At 58.5% G+C, this 17047-nt stretch carries 15 protein-coding genes; 3 read left to right on the top strand and 12 right to left on the bottom strand.

Annotated features, from left to right (window positions below; translation table 11 throughout):
* Nucleotides 1–6: 6 nt before the first annotated feature.
* From BLU26_RS00400 to bfr, 3 genes are all read left to right on the top strand, one after another.
* The gene (locus BLU26_RS00400) at nucleotides 7–894 is read left to right on the top strand and encodes a DUF6279 family lipoprotein (protein WP_157719255.1); all 888 of its coding nucleotides are present in this window, start codon (nucleotides 7–9) and stop codon (nucleotides 892–894) included.
* An 85-nt stretch (nucleotides 895–979) separates the two neighbouring features.
* Nucleotides 980–1189 (top strand): bacterioferritin-associated ferredoxin, encoded by a 210-nt coding sequence (locus BLU26_RS00395; RefSeq protein WP_092282985.1) that lies wholly within the window; start codon nucleotides 980–982, stop codon nucleotides 1187–1189.
* A 129-nt stretch (nucleotides 1190–1318) separates the two neighbouring features.
* Nucleotides 1319–1789, top strand: coding sequence for a bacterioferritin (gene bfr / locus BLU26_RS00390; RefSeq protein ID WP_092282984.1), 471 nt, complete (start codon nucleotides 1319–1321; stop codon nucleotides 1787–1789).
* Between the two features lie 82 nt (nucleotides 1790–1871).
* On the opposite strand, the gene pyrF is transcribed toward bfr, so the two are convergent.
* The 12 genes from pyrF to mtnA all read right to left on the bottom strand — a co-directional run bounded on the left by pyrF (nucleotide 1872) and on the right by mtnA (nucleotide 16930).
* Nucleotides 1872–2564, bottom strand: coding sequence for an orotidine-5'-phosphate decarboxylase (pyrF, locus tag BLU26_RS00385; RefSeq protein ID WP_092282983.1), 693 nt, complete (start codon nucleotides 2562–2564; stop codon nucleotides 1872–1874).
* A 37-nt stretch (nucleotides 2565–2601) separates the two neighbouring features.
* Entirely contained in the window at nucleotides 2602–3780 is a 1179-nt protein-coding gene (gene lapB / locus BLU26_RS00380) for a lipopolysaccharide assembly protein LapB (RefSeq protein ID WP_092282982.1), read from the bottom strand.
* Between the two features lie 4 nt (nucleotides 3781–3784).
* Nucleotides 3785–4084, bottom strand: coding sequence for a LapA family protein (locus BLU26_RS00375; protein ID WP_092282981.1), 300 nt, complete (start codon nucleotides 4082–4084; stop codon nucleotides 3785–3787).
* Between the two features lie 68 nt (nucleotides 4085–4152).
* Nucleotides 4153–4446 carry an integration host factor subunit beta gene (gene ihfB, locus BLU26_RS00370; RefSeq protein ID WP_092282980.1) on the bottom strand — a complete coding sequence of 98 codons (294 nt, stop codon included), beginning with the start codon at nucleotides 4444–4446 and terminating at the stop codon, nucleotides 4153–4155.
* 348 nt (nucleotides 4447–4794) lie between these two features.
* Entirely contained in the window at nucleotides 4795–6477 is a 1683-nt protein-coding gene (rpsA, locus tag BLU26_RS00365; RefSeq protein WP_092282979.1) for a 30S ribosomal protein S1, read from the bottom strand.
* A gap of 154 nt (nucleotides 6478–6631) precedes the next feature.
* On the bottom strand, nucleotides 6632–7324 hold the full coding sequence (cmk, locus tag BLU26_RS00360) for a (d)CMP kinase (RefSeq protein WP_092282978.1): 693 nt from the start codon (nucleotides 7322–7324) through the stop codon (nucleotides 6632–6634).
* Nucleotides 7321–9564: a bifunctional prephenate dehydrogenase/3-phosphoshikimate 1-carboxyvinyltransferase gene (locus tag BLU26_RS00355; RefSeq protein ID WP_092282977.1), complete on the bottom strand. Its 2244-nt coding sequence runs from the start codon at nucleotides 9562–9564 to the stop codon at nucleotides 7321–7323. Before BLU26_RS00355 ends, cmk begins: the two co-directional genes overlap by 4 nt.
* Nucleotides 9557–10669: a histidinol-phosphate transaminase gene (hisC, locus tag BLU26_RS00350; RefSeq protein WP_092282976.1), complete on the bottom strand. Its 1113-nt coding sequence runs from the start codon at nucleotides 10667–10669 to the stop codon at nucleotides 9557–9559. Before hisC ends, BLU26_RS00355 begins: the two co-directional genes overlap by 8 nt.
* Before the next feature lie 91 nt (nucleotides 10670–10760).
* Nucleotides 10761–11858 carry a prephenate dehydratase gene (gene pheA, locus BLU26_RS00345; RefSeq protein WP_092282975.1) on the bottom strand — a complete coding sequence of 366 codons (1098 nt, stop codon included), beginning with the start codon at nucleotides 11856–11858 and terminating at the stop codon, nucleotides 10761–10763.
* A 5-nt stretch (nucleotides 11859–11863) separates the two neighbouring features.
* Complete coding sequence (gene serC, locus BLU26_RS00340; RefSeq protein ID WP_092282974.1) at nucleotides 11864–12949, bottom strand: 3-phosphoserine/phosphohydroxythreonine transaminase; 1086 nt, start codon at nucleotides 12947–12949, stop codon at nucleotides 11864–11866.
* Nucleotides 12950–12951: 2 nt separating this feature from the next.
* Entirely contained in the window at nucleotides 12952–15606 is a 2655-nt protein-coding gene (gene gyrA, locus BLU26_RS00335) for a DNA gyrase subunit A (protein ID WP_092282973.1), read from the bottom strand.
* Between the two features lie 241 nt (nucleotides 15607–15847).
* Nucleotides 15848–16930, bottom strand: a complete 1083-nt coding sequence (gene mtnA, locus BLU26_RS00330) for an S-methyl-5-thioribose-1-phosphate isomerase (RefSeq protein WP_092288295.1) — start codon at nucleotides 16928–16930, stop codon at nucleotides 15848–15850.
* Between the last annotated feature and the right edge of the window lie 117 nt (nucleotides 16931–17047).

The raw sequence follows: 17047 nt of genomic DNA, 5'->3' as shown, positions 1-17047 counted from the left end.
AGCGCCTTGATCCGCCGTAGGCTTAATCAGTCGTACCCCAGCCGGCGAACCGTCCGGCAGTTCACTGTCGCCCTGCTGGCTTTGCTTATCAGCGCGTGCAGTGCAACACAACTGACCTATCGCAACCTGGACTGGCTGATCAGCCGCAAGGTTAATCAGCTAGTCGACCTGAACGGTGATCAACAGGCCTGGTTCGACAATCAACTGCAAAACACACTCCGCTGGCACTGCGCCGAGGAGCTACCTCGTTATCGTGCCATCCTCACAGAAATCGGTCAGCATCTGCTCAGCCAGGATCTGCAAACGGCAACGCTAGAAGCCGACGCTCAGCGCGCTGAGGCCTTGGCTGACGCGCTGCTGGCGCGCAGTGCACCGCTCAGCAGCGGCCTGTTGCAGCGCCTCAATGATGAACAAGTAGAGGAGCTGCAGGCCAACCTGGCCGAACAGCTTGCAGAGCAGCGCGAAGAGTTGCTGGACCCGCCACTGGACGAGCAGCGTGAGCACAGCGCTGAGCGCGTGGAGAAAATGCTGAAATACTGGTTAGGGCGCCTGCAGCCCGATCAGCAGACGCTGGTCGTACACTGGGCGAGCACGCGTGATGGCAACACCGAAATCTGGCTGGATAACCGCGCGCATTGGCATCAGCTGCTATTCGACGAACTACCCACTCGCCACCACAGCGACTTCAGCCAGCGCATACACCATTTGATTGTCGATTACCGTGAACTGCAAACGCCGCGCTACGCCCAACAGGAACCGCTCTCCAGACAAGCCTTCATGGCTCTCCTGGTGCAGGTCATGCAGAGCGCTACCGTCAAGCAGCGAGACCACCTGACTGACCGCCTGGAAGACCTGACCAAAGACCTTCAGGCGCTTGAGTGCAGTACAGAGTAAAAAGACCATCATAAACTTTGACAATCATTCTCATTAACATTAGCATGCATGCATCAGCCGCCAGATCCGCTACCGGAGAGCCTGCATGTACGTTTGTCTCTGCAAGGGTATTACCGACAATCAGATCAAGGACGCCATCAATCAGGGCGCCTGCTCCATGCGTGATCTGCGAGCAGAGCTGGACGTAGCAACCCAATGCGGCAAATGCGCTCGTGACTGCAAATCCATCCTGCTGGAAAACATGACCAGCAGCCAGGCGGCCGCAATGGCTACAGTGCAGTACGTAGCGGCCTAAGAAAGCGCTGCAGATACCAACTGATAATCATTTTTAACTCCTTTCTTTTCAAATACTTATATTTGACAGACGGCCCTGCCCAGATCAAACTTGGTTATTGGCACGTACATGTTTACGAGGGTCTGCACCATGAAAGGCGACAAAAAAGTCATCCAGCACCTGAACACCATTCTTGGCAATGAACTGGTCGCCATCAACCAGTATTTTCTGCATGCCCGCATGCTGCAGGACTGGGGTCTGGACAAGCTGGGCAAACACGAATACGAAGAATCCATCGACGAGATGAAGCATGCCGATGTGCTGATCAAGCGCATCCTGTTTCTCGAAGGCCTGCCCAACCTGCAGGACCTTGGCCGCTTGATGATTGGCGAGAACACTCGTGAAATTCTCGAGTGCGATCTGAAGCTGGAAATGAAGGGCATACCCGACCTGAAATCCGCCATCGCTTATTGTGAAGAAGCTGGCGACTACGGCAGCCGCGAACTGCTGGAAGATATTCTCGAGTCTGAAGAAGAACATGTGGACTGGCTGGAAACCCAGCTGAGCCTGATCGACAAAGTGGGTCTTGAGAACTATCAGCAGTCACAAATCAGTGAGTAAGCTTTAGTCAGCTCGCCGCTAAAGCAAGAATAAAAAACGCCGCATCATGCGGCGTTTTTTATTGGGCGGTGGCAAAGGCCACCTACAGACTGGCCAGAATCGCCTCGAGTGCCTGCCCAGGCTCTTCGGCCTTGGTAATCGGCCGACCAACCACCAGATAGCTACTGCCGTTCTCAAGCGCTTGTGCGGGCGTCACGATCCGCTTCTGATCATCTGCGCTGCTTTCAGCAGGACGAATCCCCGGCGTTACCAGCAAAAACTCATCCCCCAGGGCATGCCGCAGCGCTTTGGCTTCACGGGCCGAACACACTACACCATCCAGCCCGCAGTCCTGGGTCAGTCGAGCCAAGCGCTGCACCTGCACCATGGGTTCAATATCCACCCCTACTTCCTGCAGGTCTTCCTGCTCCAGACTGGTCAGGATGGTCACCGCCGTCAGCAGCGGTCGCGTGCTGCGGCGCTCGAGGATATCGCGGCACGCCTCCATCATGCGGCGGCCACCGGCGGCATGCACATTGACCATCCAGACGCCCAGCTCAGCGGCGGCCTGAACCGCACTCGCGGTGGTGTTGGGAATATCGTGAAACTTGAGATCAAGGAACACTTCAAAGCCCTTGTGCTGCAGCGCTTCGACAACTGCAGGGCCGCTGCTGGTAAACAATTCCTTGCCGACCTTGACGCGGCAACGCGCCGGATCCAGCTGCTCGGCCATATTCATCGCCGATGGCGCATCCGGAAAGTCCAGCGCGACAATGATTGGGCTAGTGCTCGACATACTTTGCATCCTGTTTTGAACATTCAAGAGTTAAAACTCAGACCACCTCATATCCCTTGAGAGGCCTGATAGTTGACCAGCCGTGGCAGGTGGGGCACTGCCAGTACAGCTTCTGCCCGGCGAAACCACAGGACTCACAGCGGTACTGTGGCCTTTGTTGCTGCAGGGACTCCAGCATCTGCCGGAGCACCTGCATACCGCCCTGCTCTGCCTCGGCGGCACTACGCAACTGCAAGTTGACCAGACCAAGCGTGCCGCCAATAGACGGCTGACGCTGCACCCAACCGAGTAAAAAGCGCTGCGCACTAGCCCCCCCTTCTTGCTTCTCCAACTGCCCGCTACGGGCCAGCACGGTTTGCAACATGGGTGGCTCTGGGCGCTCCAGCACCCGGTCAAGGTACGCGGACAGGTCCAGGTCGCCATTATCCGCGCAGCGTCGTGCCAGCGGCAATATCTGCGGGACAAAGTCGGGAGATTCATCGGCAATTCGCTGCAGCAGCTTGAGCACAGCCCAGGTATGCCCCTGCCGCTCTTCCAGATCAGCCAGCATCAACATCGCTCTGGTGCTACCAGGGTCGACCTTGAGCGCCGCGTGCAGATGCCCAAGCGCAAGATTGCTGTCATGATTGCGCAGCGCCTCGTCGGCCAACTCGCAACAATAGTGTGCCTGGGTGACGGCAAACCCCGGCCGCTCTCGCAGCAAACGCGAACCGATCTGCGATGCCTGCGCCCAGTCACGCTGCTGCTCGTAGACCGTGACCAGATCACCCAGCGCCTCGCCACGCAAACTGGAAGAAGAGCCGCCCAATTCCTCCAGCAGACGCTCCGCGCGGTTATGCATACCCACTGCGAGATAATCACGGGCCAGCTCAAGCTGCACACGATCAGCCTGCTGCGCGCTCAAACTGGGGCGGGCGAGCAGGTTCTGGTGAACCTTGATGGCACGCTCGACATCGCCACGCTGGCAGAACAGCTTGCCGATAGCGATGTGAGTTTCAACGGTTTCCGGATTTACTTCGAGGGCGCGAATAAAGGTTTCAATCGCCTCATCCGGCTGCTCATTCAGCAGGTAGTTCAGGCCGATGAAATACTGGCGATCAATCGCACTCCCGTGCGGCTGCAGCATGAAACCGACCTTGATCGCCTCCCGACGACCGAGAAACCAGCCAATCGCCAATGCCACAACGAACAGGCCGAGGAACAGCAGTTCCTGCATGGGATCAACCTTTGACAGCTTGGGTGCGCAGCTTGTCGACTTCCTTGCGGTAACGGTTCAGCTCATTGCTCTGCACCATCAACTTCAGGCGCAGGCGGGTGGTGATCAGCCAGCCAATGAAGACACCGAGAATACTGCCGAGAATGAAGGAAAAAACGATATAGATGGACAGGGGTAATTCAGGAGACTGAACTTCAAGAAATTGCAGCGTCGTGGATTGCTGGTTTTCCAGCATGAAGTCCATTGTTGCCAATGCCACCAGCAGCAATACAACGATCAGCAACGCGCGCTTTAGCCATAGCATGCCACACTACTCCGCATCCATTTGTGTAGGCGAAGTATAACGCAGGGCACTGTCAGTGATACACCGGATCAGCTGTTTTCCAGCGACTCGTTAACCCGGTCACGCAACTCCTTGCCTGGCTTGAAATGCGGCACGAACTTGCCCTCAAGCTCGACTGCGTCACCGGTCTTCGGATTACGCCCTACCCGCGGTGCGCGGTAGTGCAGCGAAAAACTGCCAAACCCCCGAATTTCTATCCGTTCCCCAGTAGAAAGCGCTTGAGACATATGCTCCAACATAGTCTTGATCGCAAGCTCAACATCCTTCGCCGACAACTGCCCCTGTTGCTCGACAATGCGCTCGATCAACTCCGACTTGGTCATGGTTTTCCCTTTTTTATCAAGCGAGTAGCTTCGTTTTACACGGTTTTACCATGCTTGACTAGCTTTGAACAGCCTGATAAGCGCGAGCTTGCTCGCACGCTGCAAGCCTTAAGCTTCAAGCTACTAGCAAAACTGGCGCGAGCCAGGAGACAAGCGCACCACGTCTCGTGCGGCGGGAAGGACTATACGGTCGGAGCTAGCTTCAAGCTTGAAGCAAAAACCAGACTCAAGCAGGTTGGCGTTTAGGGGTTCGCTTTAAGCGTAAAGCTTGCTGCTTGCGGCTTGCGCGCAAAAAGCGCGCACAAAAAAGGGCGACCGAAGTCGCCCTTTTTCTACAGCTGGAAAGGCTTAGTTGCCTTTGCCTTCCATCTGCTGCTTGATCAGATCACCGATGGTGGTCGGACCAGCTGCCAGCATTTCCTGCTTGCGCAGGTCCTGGATGGCTTCTTTCTCGTCTTCTACGTCTTTCGCCTTGATAGACAGGCTGATGACGCGGCTCTTGCGGTCGATGCTGATGATCTTGGCTTCGACGCTGTCGCCTTCGTTCAGAACGTTACGAGCATCTTCAACACGGTCACGGCTGATTTCGGAGGCTTTCAGAGTGCCTTCGATGTCGTCGGCCAAGGTAATTACTGCACCCTTGGCATCAACTTCCTTGACGGTACCGGTGATGATGGTGCCTTTCTCGTTCAGGGAAACGAAGTTGGAGAACGGATCGTCTTCCAGCTGCTTGACGCCCAGGGAGATGCGCTCGCGCTCTGGGTCAACAGACAGGATAACAGTCTCGATCTCGTCGCCTTTCTTGAAGCGGCGTACTGCCTCTTCGCCGGCTTCGTTCCAGGAGATGTCGGACAGGTGAACCAGGCCATCGATGCCGCCGTCCAGACCAATGAAGATACCGAAATCGGTGATCGACTTGATGGAGCCGGAGATCTTGTCGCCCTTGTTGAACTTGCTGGAGAACTCTTCCCATGGGTTCATCTTGCACTGCTTGATGCCCAGGGAGATACGACGACGATCTTCGTCGATGTCCAGAACCATAACTTCTACTTCGTCGCCAACATTGACAACTTTGGAAGGATGGATGTTCTTGTTGGTCCAATCCATTTCGGATACGTGAACCAGGCCTTCTACGCCTTCTTCCAGCTCTGCGAAGCAGCCGTAATCGGTCAGGTTGGTGACCTTGGCAGTAACGCGAGTGCCTTCTGGGTAACGACCGGTGATAGCAACCCATGGATCTTCGCCCAGTTGCTTCAGACCCAGAGAAACGCGGTTGCGCTCACGGTCAAACTTCAGCACCTTGACATCGATCTCGTCGCCAACATTGACGATTTCAGACGGATGCTTGATACGCTTCCACGCCATGTCGGTGATGTGCAGCAGGCCATCGACGCCACCCAGATCGACGAACGCGCCGTAGTCGGTGAGGTTCTTGACGATACCCTTGACCACCTGGCCTTCCTGCAGGGTTTCCAGCAGAGCTTCGCGCTCGGCGGAGTTTTCGGCTTCGAGGACAGCGCGACGGGAAACGACAACGTTGTTGCGCTTCTGGTCCAGCTTGATGACCTTGAATTCCAGCTCTTTGTTTTCCAGGTGCGTGGTATCACGAACCGGACGCACATCAACCAGAGAGCCTGGCAGGAACGCGCGAATGGTGTTGACGTCGACGGTAAAGCCACCTTTGACCTTGCCGTTGATAACACCCTTGACGATTTCTTCTGCAGCGAAAGCAGCTTCGAGGACTTTCCACGACTCGGCGCGCTTGGCCTTCTCGCGGGACAGCTTGGTTTCACCGAAACCGTCTTCAACGGCGTCCAGTGCAACGTGAACCTCATCACCCACTTCGATAGTCAGCTCGCCCTGATCGTTCAGGAACTGCTCGCGTGGGATAACACCCTCTGATTTCAAACCGGCGTGAACGGTGACCCAGTCGGAGTCGATGTCCACAACGATACCGGTGATGATGGAGCCTGGCTCCATATCAAGGGTTTTTAGGCTTTCTTCAAAAAGTTCGGCAAAGCTTTCGCTCATTTGGAATCCTGTAAATTAAGTATAAAGGCAGCTACCGCTCAGCCGCTCAAGAGCGCGCCGTGCAGCCACTTACCCGCCACGCCACCAGCTTGCGTGGGTTGATGGTATCAATGCTCTTTCCGGTTTGGCTGGTTGCCCGGATAGAGCAGCCTGATCAGTTCAGCAGGTCGCGCTTTTGCGCTTCCTTATGAACCATTTCAAGTACCTCTTCGATGTCCATTTGCGTGGAGTCAATCAGGATTGCATCTTCAGCCGGCCGTAGAGGCGCAACGCTGCGATTCATATCCCGATCGTCACGCGCAACGATCTCATCGAGAAGACTCGCCAGATTAGCAGCTTCACCCTTTTCGAGCAACTGCCTATGACGCCTGCCGGCCCGCTCTTCAGCACTGGCCGTCAGATAAACCTTCAATTGGGCGTCGGCAAACACCACCGTACCCATGTCGCGACCATCGGCAACCAGGCCCGGCGCCTCGCGAAAAGCCCGCTGGCGCTGCAACAGCGCCGCGCGAACGGCCGGCAGGGCAGCAACCTGGGAAGCGCCAGCACCCGCGGCTTCAGTGCGAATGGCACGGGTCACTTCCTCACCTTCGAGAATGATGTGCTGTTCGCGCGCGTCATCGCCGGCGACGAATTGCACGTCCAGATGCGCGGCCAGCGCCTCCAGCGCTTCTTCATTGGTGAGCGACACACCATGGTTCTGCGCCGCGAACGCCAGCAGCCGATACAAGGCCCCGGAATCCAGCAGATTCCAGCCCAACCGACTGGCCAGCAAACCGGCGATGGTGCCCTTTCCGGACCCGCCAGGGCCGTCGATGGTGATCACCGGGATAGCTTGTTCAGTCACGCGTTCTCCTCCAGACGAACCTGCATGCCGACGCTCTGCGCCAAACCGACAAAGTCCGGGAATGATGTGGCCACGTTGGCACAGTCATTGATTTGAATGGTGCCCTCGGCGCGCAGCGCCGCTACTGCAAAGGACATGGCGATGCGGTGATCACCGTGGCTTTCCACGCTACCACCACCGATACTGCTGCCGTTGATCACAATGCCGTCCGGCGTAGGCTCGGCCGCGACCCCTAGGGCGATCAGCCCGTCGGCCATTACTTGAATACGATCAGACTCCTTGACTCGCAGCTCTTCAGCGCCGCGCAGTACAGTGCGGCCTTCGGCGCAAGCCGCTGCCACAAAGAGTACCGGGAATTCGTCAATCGCCAGCGGCACCTGATCGACCGGGATATCGATACCTTTGAGCGGCGCATAGCGCACGCGAATATCAGCGACCGGCTCACCACCCACTTCCCGCTCATTGGTCAACTCGATGTTGCCGCCCATTTCACGCAGGATGTTGATAACGCCGATACGCGTAGGGTTGATGCCCACATGCTCCAGCAGCAGGTCAGCACCTTCACAGATGCTGGCTGCGACCATGAAGAAGGCAGCAGAGGAAATATCCGCCGGCACGTCGATCTTGCAGGCCTTCAGCGTATGGCCGGACTCGATGGTTACGGTTGCGCCATCGACCTTGACCGGATAACCGAAACCCTTGAGCATGCGCTCGGTGTGGTCCCGGGTAGGCGCCGGCTCGGTCACCGAGGTACTGCCAGAGGCATATAGCCCTGCCAGCAGCACGCAGGATTTAACCTGCGCACTGGCCATCGGCATGGTGTAATCCATCCCCATCAGGCGCCCGGCGCCGCCAATACGCAGCGGCGGCCGGCCTTCATCGCCGGTTTCAATCTGCGCACCCATTTCTCGCAGTGGCTTGGCTACACGACCCATGGGGCGTTTGGACAAGGAGGCATCGCCGGTGAGCACGGTATCGAACTCCTGTCCGGCCAGCAGCCCTGAGAGCAGGCGCATGGATGTGCCCGAGTTACCCAGGTAGAGCGAGCCAGGAGGTGCCTGCAAGCCGTGCAAGCCGACCCCATTGATGGTAACGCGACCGTGATGGGGGCCTTCGATCACCACGCCCATGTCGCGAAATGCCTGCAGCGTCGCCAGGCTGTCCTCGCCCTCCAGAAACCCTTCAACCTCGGTCACGCCTTCGGCCAGCGAACCCAGCATGATCGAGCGGTGAGAGATGGACTTGTCGCCGGGCACGCGAATCTTGCCCTGCACCTTGCCGCCAGGGCTGGCGACGAAATTGATCGATTTAGTCTGCATAGGTTCCAAGTAAGCCCGACGGGCCAAAATAGTACTGAAATGCTCGCGCGCCGACTTGGCTCGGGTAAACACGCCCAAGAGCGTGTTGGCATCCCGGCTTTCGACCGCATCACGCAAGCGGCTCAAATCCTGGGTAAAGGCGTCCAGGCTGCGCAATACCGCGTCCCGGTTGGCGAGAAATACGTCGCGCCACATCACCGGGTCGCTCGCAGCAATGCGAGTAAAATCCCGAAAGCCACCGGCGGCGTAACGGAAGATTTCCAGATTTTCGTTGCGCCCGGCCAGGGTATCGACCAGGGAGAATGCCAGCAGGTGCGGCAAGTGACTGGTGGCTGCCAGCACTTCGTCGTGGTCGGCTACACTCATCTGCTCGACATCAGCCTGCAGCGCTTGCCAGCACTGCTGTACCAGCGTCAGCGCCTGTTCGCAGGTGTTGTCGAGCGGCGTCAGAATGACCTTATGGTGCTTGAACAGATCAGCCCGCGCCGCCTCAACGCCGCTTTTTTCCGAGCCGGCAATCGGGTGACCGGGCACGAACCGGCTCGGCACCTCGCCAAAAACCTCTGCTACTGCCTTGACCACAGCGCCCTTGGTACTGCCGACATCGGTAATCACTGCATTCTGCTGCGGCAAGCCGGCCAGTTGCTCCAGCACCGCGCGCATGCCGAGGACCGGGACTGCGAGCATGATCACATCGGCGCCTTTCACTGCTTCGGCCAGATCGGCTACCACTCGATCGACCACGCCCAAAGGCACTGCCTGGCGCCGCGACATCGGATCCAGATCACAACCGACCACTTCACCACACAGGCCACTCTGCCGCATGCCCTTGGCGAAGGAGCCGCCGATCAGGCCGAGACCAACGACCGTCAGGCGCCCGATTGTGGGAGCTGTCGATGACACCCCTGTTACATCAACCACGAAGCATTACCCGCTTCAATGCATCCAGAAAGCGTTGATTCTCTGCCGGCAGGCCAACGGTGACGCGCAAATGGTTGGGCATGCCATAATTGGCTACCGGGCGCACAATCACACCCTCGCGCAGCAAGGCCTGGAATATCGGCGCTGCCTCACGCCCCAGATCAATCGCCAGAAAGTTGCCGCGCGACGGTATCCAGCTCAGCCCCTGCGCGGCGCAGCCGTCTTCCAGCTGCTGCATACCAGCTCGGTTAAGGCGCCGACTTTCAATCAGGTAGGCCTCATCCTGCAGAGCCGCCAGCGCTGCTGCCAGCGCCAATGCGTTTACGTTGAATGGCTGACGTACGCGATTCAACGCATCGGCGATGGCTGCACACGACACCCCGTAACCTACCCTTATCGCCGCCAGACCGTAGGCCTTGGAGAAGGTGCGCGAGACCAGCAGGTTCGGGTACTGGGCCAGATAATCCATGCCGTTGGGTACGTCATCGGTTTCAACGTATTCGGTGTAGGCCTCATCCAGCACCACAATCACCCGCTCCGGCACCTTCGCCAGAAACACCTCCAGCTCAGCCCGCTCAATCCAGGTACCGGTTGGGTTGTTGGGGTTAGCAATGAAGATCAGCCGAGTCGACTCGGTAATGGCTGCCGCCATCGCGACCAGATCGTGCCCCCAGTTCTTTGCCGGCACAGACACCGCTTTGGCGCCGACCGCCTGGGTAACGATCGGATAGACCGCAAACGCGTGGTCACTGAAAATCACCTCGTGCTCGGGCCCGACAAAGGCGCGGGTAACCAGCTCCAGAATGTCGTTTGAACCATTGCCCAGGGTAATGCTGTCGGTCGCAACACCCAGGCGCTCTGCGAGCGCCTGTTTAAGGGCAAAGCCGTTGCCGTCCGGGTAGCGTGTCAGCTCCGGCAGCGCCGCAGCGATAGCCGCCTTGACCGCCGGACTTGGCCCCATGGGGTTCTCATTACTGGCCAGCTTGACGATATCCTGCGCCTGCAAGCCAAACTCGCGAGCAAGCTCTTCTACCGGCTTGCCGGGGACATAAGGTGACAGCTTTTGCACTCCTGGCCGCGCCAGGGAGAGGAAATCACAACTCATAACACAAGCCTCAAGCTACAAGCAGCAAGCTTCAAGTCACACCAGGCCGCAGTTGCTTGCAGCGTGCGGCTTGCAGCTTGTCGCTGACGATTCAAAGTACCGCTTTCGGGTAGGACCCCAACACCTTCAGTGCAACCGACTCATCGTTGATCTTCTCCAGCACATCGCGAATCAGCGGATCGTGCTGGTGGCCGAAGAAGTCGATGAAGAACACGTAGGTCCATTTACCGCTGCGCGATGGGCGCGTTTCAATGCGGCTCAGGTCGATACCATTGGAGTGGAACGGTTGCAGCAGCTGATGCAATGCCCCCGGTTTGTTGCGCATGGAAACGATGACCGAGGTCTTGTCGTCGCCGGTGGGCGGTACCGCCTGGTTGCCGATGATCAGAAAACGCGTGGAGTTGTCGGGACGATCCTCGATCTTCTCCGCCAGCTTGGTCAGGCCGTACAGTTCAGCGGCCATATCCCCTGCAATCGCCGCGGAGTTCCACTCGCCCTTGACGCGCTTGGCTGCCTCAGCGTTACTGGCCACCGCAACCCGCTCAACATTGGGATAGTGCGCGTCGAGCCATTTGCGGCACTGGGCCAATGACTGGGAGTGCGAGTAAACGCGAGAAATCTTGTCCGCACGGGTGTTTTCGCCGACCAGCAGGTGGTGATGGATGCGCAGCTCGACCTCGCCGCAGATCACCATGTCATGCTCGAGGAAGCTGTCCAGCGTATGGTTGATGGCACCTTCGGTGGAGTTCTCCACCGGCACCACGCCAAATTGCACAGCGCCCGCTGCCACTTCACGGAAGATCTCGTCAATCGCCGCCATCGGTACGCTGATTACCGAGTGACCGAAGTGCTTGAGCGCGGCGGCCTGGGTGAAGGTGCCTTCCGGCCCCAGATAAGCCACGCGCAGCGGCTCCTCCAGGGCCAAACAAGCCGACATGATCTCGCGGAACAGACGTGCCACTTCTTCGTTGTCGAGCGGCCCCTGATTCAGCTCCATGATGTGCTTGAGCACCCAGGCCTCACGCTCAGGGCGGTAAAAAACCGGCTTGGCGTCAGCCGGCAACGACTTCTGCTTTACCTGCGCCACCGTCTGCGCACAGGCGGCACGTTCGCTGATCAGGCCGAGAATCTTCTCGTCGATGGTATCGATACGCTTGCGCAGCGCCTTCAACTGGTCTTCATCTGACATGGAAATCAACCGTGCTGCTGTTCGAACTCGGCCATGTAGGCCACCAGTGCATCCACCGCAGCCTCAGGCACCGCGTTATAAATGGACGCGCGCATACCACCAACCGACCGGTGCCCCTTGAGGTTCAACAGGCCGCGCTCCTCGGCACCGGCCAGGAACGGTTTATCGAGACGATCGTCTGCCAGGCGGAAGGGAATATTCATCCAGGAGCGATCCGCCAGGTTGATCGGGTTGCTGTACAGCTCGCTGGCATCAATGGCGGCATACAGCTTGCGCTGCTTGGCGTCGTTGATACGTTTCATCGCGTCCAGACCGCCCTGCTCTTTCAGCCAGCTGAAGATCAGGCCGGACAGGTACCAGGCGAAGGTTGGCGGCGTGTTGTACATAGAGTCGTTCTGCGCGGCCACCGCATAGTCCAGCATGGTTGGACAACTGGAGCGCGCCTTGCCGAGCAGATCTTCACGCACGATCACCACAACCAGACCGCTGGGGCCAATATTTTTCTGTGCACCGGCGTAGATCATGCCGAACTGCGACACATCCACCGGGCGTGACAGTATGGTCGAGGACATATCCGCAATCAGCGGAACGTCACCGGTCTGCGGCACCCAATTGAATTCCAGCCCGCCGATGGTTTCGTTCGGGCAGTAATGTACGTAGGCGGCGTCTTGCGACAATTGCCATTCGTTCTGTCCGGGAATGGCGAAATAGTCGTACGCCTTGGCACTGCCGGCGACGTTCACAGCGCCAAATCGAGAGGCTTCTTCAATCGCCTTGCGCGACCAGATTCCGGTATCAATATAGTCAGCGCTGCCGCCCTCAGGCATCAGGTTCAGCGGAATCTGCGCGAACTGCTGGCTGGCGCCGCCTTGCAAAAACAGCACCTTGTAATTATCCGGGATCGACAGCAGGTCACGCAGATCCTGTTCGGCGGTTTGGGCCACACTGACAAACTCGTCACTGCGATGGCTCATTTCCATAACCGACAAACCCTTGCCCTGCCAGTCGAGCAGCTCGGCCTGGGCCCGCTGCAATACCGCTTCCGGCAATGCCGCCGGACCCGCGCAGAAATTGAACAGACGCTTACTCACGATTACTCCTGATCATCCAAGGGTTGCTGCTCTTCGTCATTCGGCACACCATCGTTGGCGGCTGGCTCCACCGGCAGAGGGTTACCCTCTTCATCCAGTTCTGCCATTGCCTCAAGCTCTTCTTCAGAAGGCTCCTGAACGCGCTCCAGGCCCACCAGCTTCTCATCTGCCGCCAGGCGAATCAGCATCACGCCCTGAGTATTACGCGACAGACAGGACACCTCGCTGACGCGGGTACGCACCAGCGTGCCCTGGTCAGAGATCAGCATGATCTCTTCGCCGTCTACCACCTGCACCGCACCGACCAGCGGCCCGTTGCGCTCATTGGAGACCATAGCGATGACGCCCTGACCGCCACGCTTGTACTGCGGGAAGTCTTCTACCGCGGTGCGCTTGCCGAAGCCGCGCGCCGAGGCGGTGAGAATCTGCGTATTGGCCTCGGCAATCAGCATGGACACCAGACGCTGACCCTCGGCCAAACGCATGCCGCGTACACCGCGCGCCGTGCGGCCCATGGCGCGCACATCGGTTTCCTTGAAGCGGGTCACTTTGCCGCCGTCGGAGAACAGCATGATCTCGCGCTCGCCATTGGTAAGCGCGGCCGAGATCAGGGTGTCACCCTCGTCCAGATCCAGAGCAATCAGACCGACGCTGCGCTGACGACTGAACTGCTCCAGGGGCGTCTTCTTCACAGTGCCGTTGGCGGTGGCCATGAAAATGAACCAGCCCTCGGTGTATTCGTCGACCGGCAGCATGGTGGAGATGAACTCACCCTCCTCCAGCGGCAGCAGGTTAACCAGCGGGCGACCACGTGCGGTACGCGACGCTTCGGGAATCTCATAGGTTTTCAGCCAATACACCTTGCCGCGGCTGGAGAACAGCAACAACGTGGTGTGACTGTGCGCAACCAGCAGATGCGAAACGTAATCTTCGTCCTTCACGCCGGTTGCCGCCTTGCCGCGACCACCCCGGCGCTGCGCCTGGTAATCGGCCAGCGGCTGACTCTTGGCGTAACCGCCGTGGGAGATGGTCACCACGCGGTCTTCTTCAGTAATCAGGTCGGCAATGGTCAGATCCATGCGCGAAGCGACGATTTCGGTACGACGCGCGTCGCCGTAATTGTCGCGAATCTGTTCCAGCTCCTCGACGATGACTTCCATCAGCCGCTCTTCGCTATTGAGGATGCGCAGCAGTTCGCCAATCTGTTTGAGGATCTCCTGATACTCGCTGAGCAGCTTTTCATGCTCGAGGCCTGTCAGACGGTGCAGGCGCAGCTCGAGAATAGCCTGGGCCTGCTCAGGCGACAGGTAGTACTTGCCTTCACGCAGACCGTACTGCTCATCCAGACCGTCGGGGCGGCAAGATTCGGCACCGGCGCGTTCGACCATTTCGACCACGGCACCCGGTTCCCAGGCCTTGGCGATCAGCGCGACCTTGGCATCGGCCGGGGTGGGCGACTTCTTGATCAACTCGATAACCGGGTCGATGTTCGACAGCGCTACCGCCTGACCTTCCAGAATGTGGCCACGTTCACGCGCCTTGCGCAATTCGAACACGGTACGGCGGGTAACCACCTCGCGGCGGTGACGCACGAAGGCATCGAGCAGCTCTTTCAGGTTGAGAATGCGCGGCTGACCGTCGAGCAGACCAACGATGTTGATACCGAACACGCCCTGCATCTGGGTTTGCTGGTAAAGGTTGTTGAGCACGACCTCGGCGACTTCGCCGCGACGCAGCTCGATCACCACGCGCATACCGTCCTTGTCAGACTCGTCGCGCAGCTCGGAAATGCCTTCGATCTTCTTCTCTTTTACCAGCTCGGCGATCTTTTCGATCAACCGCGCCTTGTTCAATTGATAAGGCAGCTCGTGAATGATGATCTGCTGGCGGCCACCGACCTTGTCGATGTCCTGAATCTCGCAGCGCGCACGCACGTAAATGCGGCCACGGCCGGTCTTGTAGGCTTCGACGATGCCGGCGCGACCGTTGATGATACCGGCCGTAGGGAAGTCGGGCCCCGGGATGTATTCCATCAGATCGTCGATGGACATATCCGGATTGGCAATCAAGGCCAGGCAGCCATTGACCACTTCGGTCAGGTTATGCGGCGGAATGTTGGTCGCCATGCCGACGGCAATACCACTGGAGCCGTTGATCAGCAGGTTCGGCACCTTGGTTGGCAGCACGGCCGGGATCTGCTCGGTGCCGTCGTAGTTGGGCACCCAGTCGACGGTTTCTTTATCCAGATCAGCTAGTAGCTCGTGGGCCAGCTTGGTCATGCGGATTTCGGTGTATCGCATGGCGGCGGCGTTGTCGCCATCGACCGAACCGAAGTTGCCCTGACCATCGACCAGCAGATAGCGCAGCGAGAACGGCTGCGCCATACGAACGATAGTGTCGTATACGGCGGAGTCACCATGCGGGTGATATTTACCGATCACGTCACCGACCACACGGGCCGACTTCTTGTAGGGCTTGTTCCAGTCGTTGTTCAGTTCGCTCATGGCGAACAGCACGCGCCGATGCACCGGCTTGAGGCCATCACGCACGTCCGGCAATGCCCGCCCGACAATAACGCTCATCGCGTAATCGAGGTAGGACTGCTTCAACTCGTCTTCAATACTGACTGGAAGGATTTCTTTGGCCAGTTCACCCATGAAACGGCATTCCTTTTATTGTCGGCAACTCATTGATGCCAATAGCATTATTCAAGCTTGCAAGGAGGCTGGAAGCGCTCGCCCGTAAAGGCAGCGACGATTTGGCCGCAGCACCGCTCAACCCGCCCGATCAAAGCCGCACAGGATACCACAGACAGGACTGGGGAGGGAGCATTAAGCAGAGCGGAAAAGGCCCCTGAGACGCGCTCAGGAGCCAGCAGAGGCATTTAGCACTTTTTCATCAGTGCAGGCGACGATGACTGACCAGGTCAGCCAGCTTTTTCTCGTCCGGACGCTCGATAACGCCCTTCTCGGTAACAATCACATCAATCAGGTCCGCCGGGGTGACATCGAATACCGGGTTGCTGACCGGTGTTCCGGTATCAATATTGCGCTCACCCAATTGCAATAACTCACGACTGGATCGCTCCTCCAGCGGCAGGTCGTCCCCGACTTCCAGGCTCAGATCGATACAGGAGCTGGAGGCTACAACCATGAACCGCAAACCATGGTGCATGGCCAGCACTGCCAAGGCATAGGTACCGATCTTGCAGATCGCATCACCGTTGGCCGCGATCCGGTCAGCCGCAACCACGACCCAGTTGATATCCTCACTTTTCATCAGATGCGCAGCGGCGCTGTCGATGTGCAATTGTGCCGGCACGCCTGCCTGTGCCAACTCCCACGCGGTCAAGCGCGCCCCCTGCAGCAGCGGCCGGGTCTCGCTGATATAAACCCGCTCTACCAAGCCTGCCTCGTGCGCGGCACTCACCACGCCCAGCGCAGTACCAACACCACCGCTGGCCAAGGCACCGTCGTTGGAGTGCAGCATGATTCTCTGCGGCTTCTTGTGCCGTCGCCCGAGTATCTGCACACCAAACCGCGCCATGCTGCGATTGGCCTCGCGATCACTTTCGTGCACTGCAATTGCCGCCTGCAGCAAGCGCGCCGGCACGTCTTGCTGCAGGGTCAGTTTGCGCAGCGTTTCGCGCATGATGCCCAGCGCCCAGGTCAGGCTGATCGCCGTGGATTGAGCGCCTTCCAGCAACTCAAAATCGGCCGCCAGAGCGGCGTTCCAGTCCTCGCTGGCGCCAATGGCCTGGGCTGCCAGGGCGATACCATAGGCTGCGGCTATGCCGATCGCCGGCCCGCCGCGCACCGTCATACTGGCAATAGCCTCAGCCACTTCTGGCGCCGAACTGCACTCGCAATAGACGATACGATCCGGCAGCCTGCGCTGGTCCAGCAGGCGCAGACGTCGGTTACTCAACCATTCAATGGATTCCAGCGAAACTTGCTCACCACCCAGTGCTTTGGACTGCAACATAGCGAGCTCTCCTTATTTTGATCTGACTGCCTGGACCTCTTCCCGCCGCTGCTCTGCGGCGCTGTTGCCGCACTTAATCCCCTGCACGCCCCTCCCACCTAAGGTTATACTCGC

The organism is Halopseudomonas sabulinigri (genome assembly GCF_900105255.1).
In the GTDB taxonomy this organism is placed as follows: domain Bacteria; phylum Pseudomonadota; class Gammaproteobacteria; order Pseudomonadales; family Pseudomonadaceae; genus Halopseudomonas; species Halopseudomonas sabulinigri.
The sequence above is the reverse complement of the archived record's forward strand: the minus strand, read 5'-3'. Positions and strand labels throughout refer to the sequence as shown.

What these genes read in the sequence shown, in the direction of transcription:
- BLU26_RS00395 (WP_092282985.1), top strand. Translation starts at nt 980, where the DNA reads ATGTACGTTTGTCTCTGCAAGGGTATTACCGACAATCAGATCAAGGAC.
- bfr (WP_092282984.1), top strand. Translation starts at nt 1,319, where the DNA reads ATGAAAGGCGACAAAAAAGTCATCCAGCACCTGAACACCATTCTTGGC.
- pyrF (WP_092282983.1), bottom strand. Translation starts at nt 2,564, where the DNA reads ATGTCGAGCACTAGCCCAATCATTGTCGCGCTGGACTTTCCGGATGCG.
- lapB (WP_092282982.1), bottom strand. Translation starts at nt 3,780, where the DNA reads ATGCAGGAACTGCTGTTCCTCGGCCTGTTCGTTGTGGCATTGGCGATT.
- BLU26_RS00375 (WP_092282981.1), bottom strand. Translation starts at nt 4,084, where the DNA reads ATGCTATGGCTAAAGCGCGCGTTGCTGATCGTTGTATTGCTGCTGGTG.
- ihfB (WP_092282980.1), bottom strand. Translation starts at nt 4,446, where the DNA reads ATGACCAAGTCGGAGTTGATCGAGCGCATTGTCGAGCAACAGGGGCAG.
- rpsA (WP_092282979.1), bottom strand. Translation starts at nt 6,477, where the DNA reads ATGAGCGAAAGCTTTGCCGAACTTTTTGAAGAAAGCCTAAAAACCCTT.
- hisC (WP_092282976.1), bottom strand. Translation starts at nt 10,669, where the DNA reads ATGAGTTGTGATTTCCTCTCCCTGGCGCGGCCAGGAGTGCAAAAGCTG.
- pheA (WP_092282975.1), bottom strand. Translation starts at nt 11,858, where the DNA reads ATGTCAGATGAAGACCAGTTGAAGGCGCTGCGCAAGCGTATCGATACC.
- gyrA (WP_092282973.1), bottom strand. Translation starts at nt 15,606, where the DNA reads ATGGGTGAACTGGCCAAAGAAATCCTTCCAGTCAGTATTGAAGACGAG.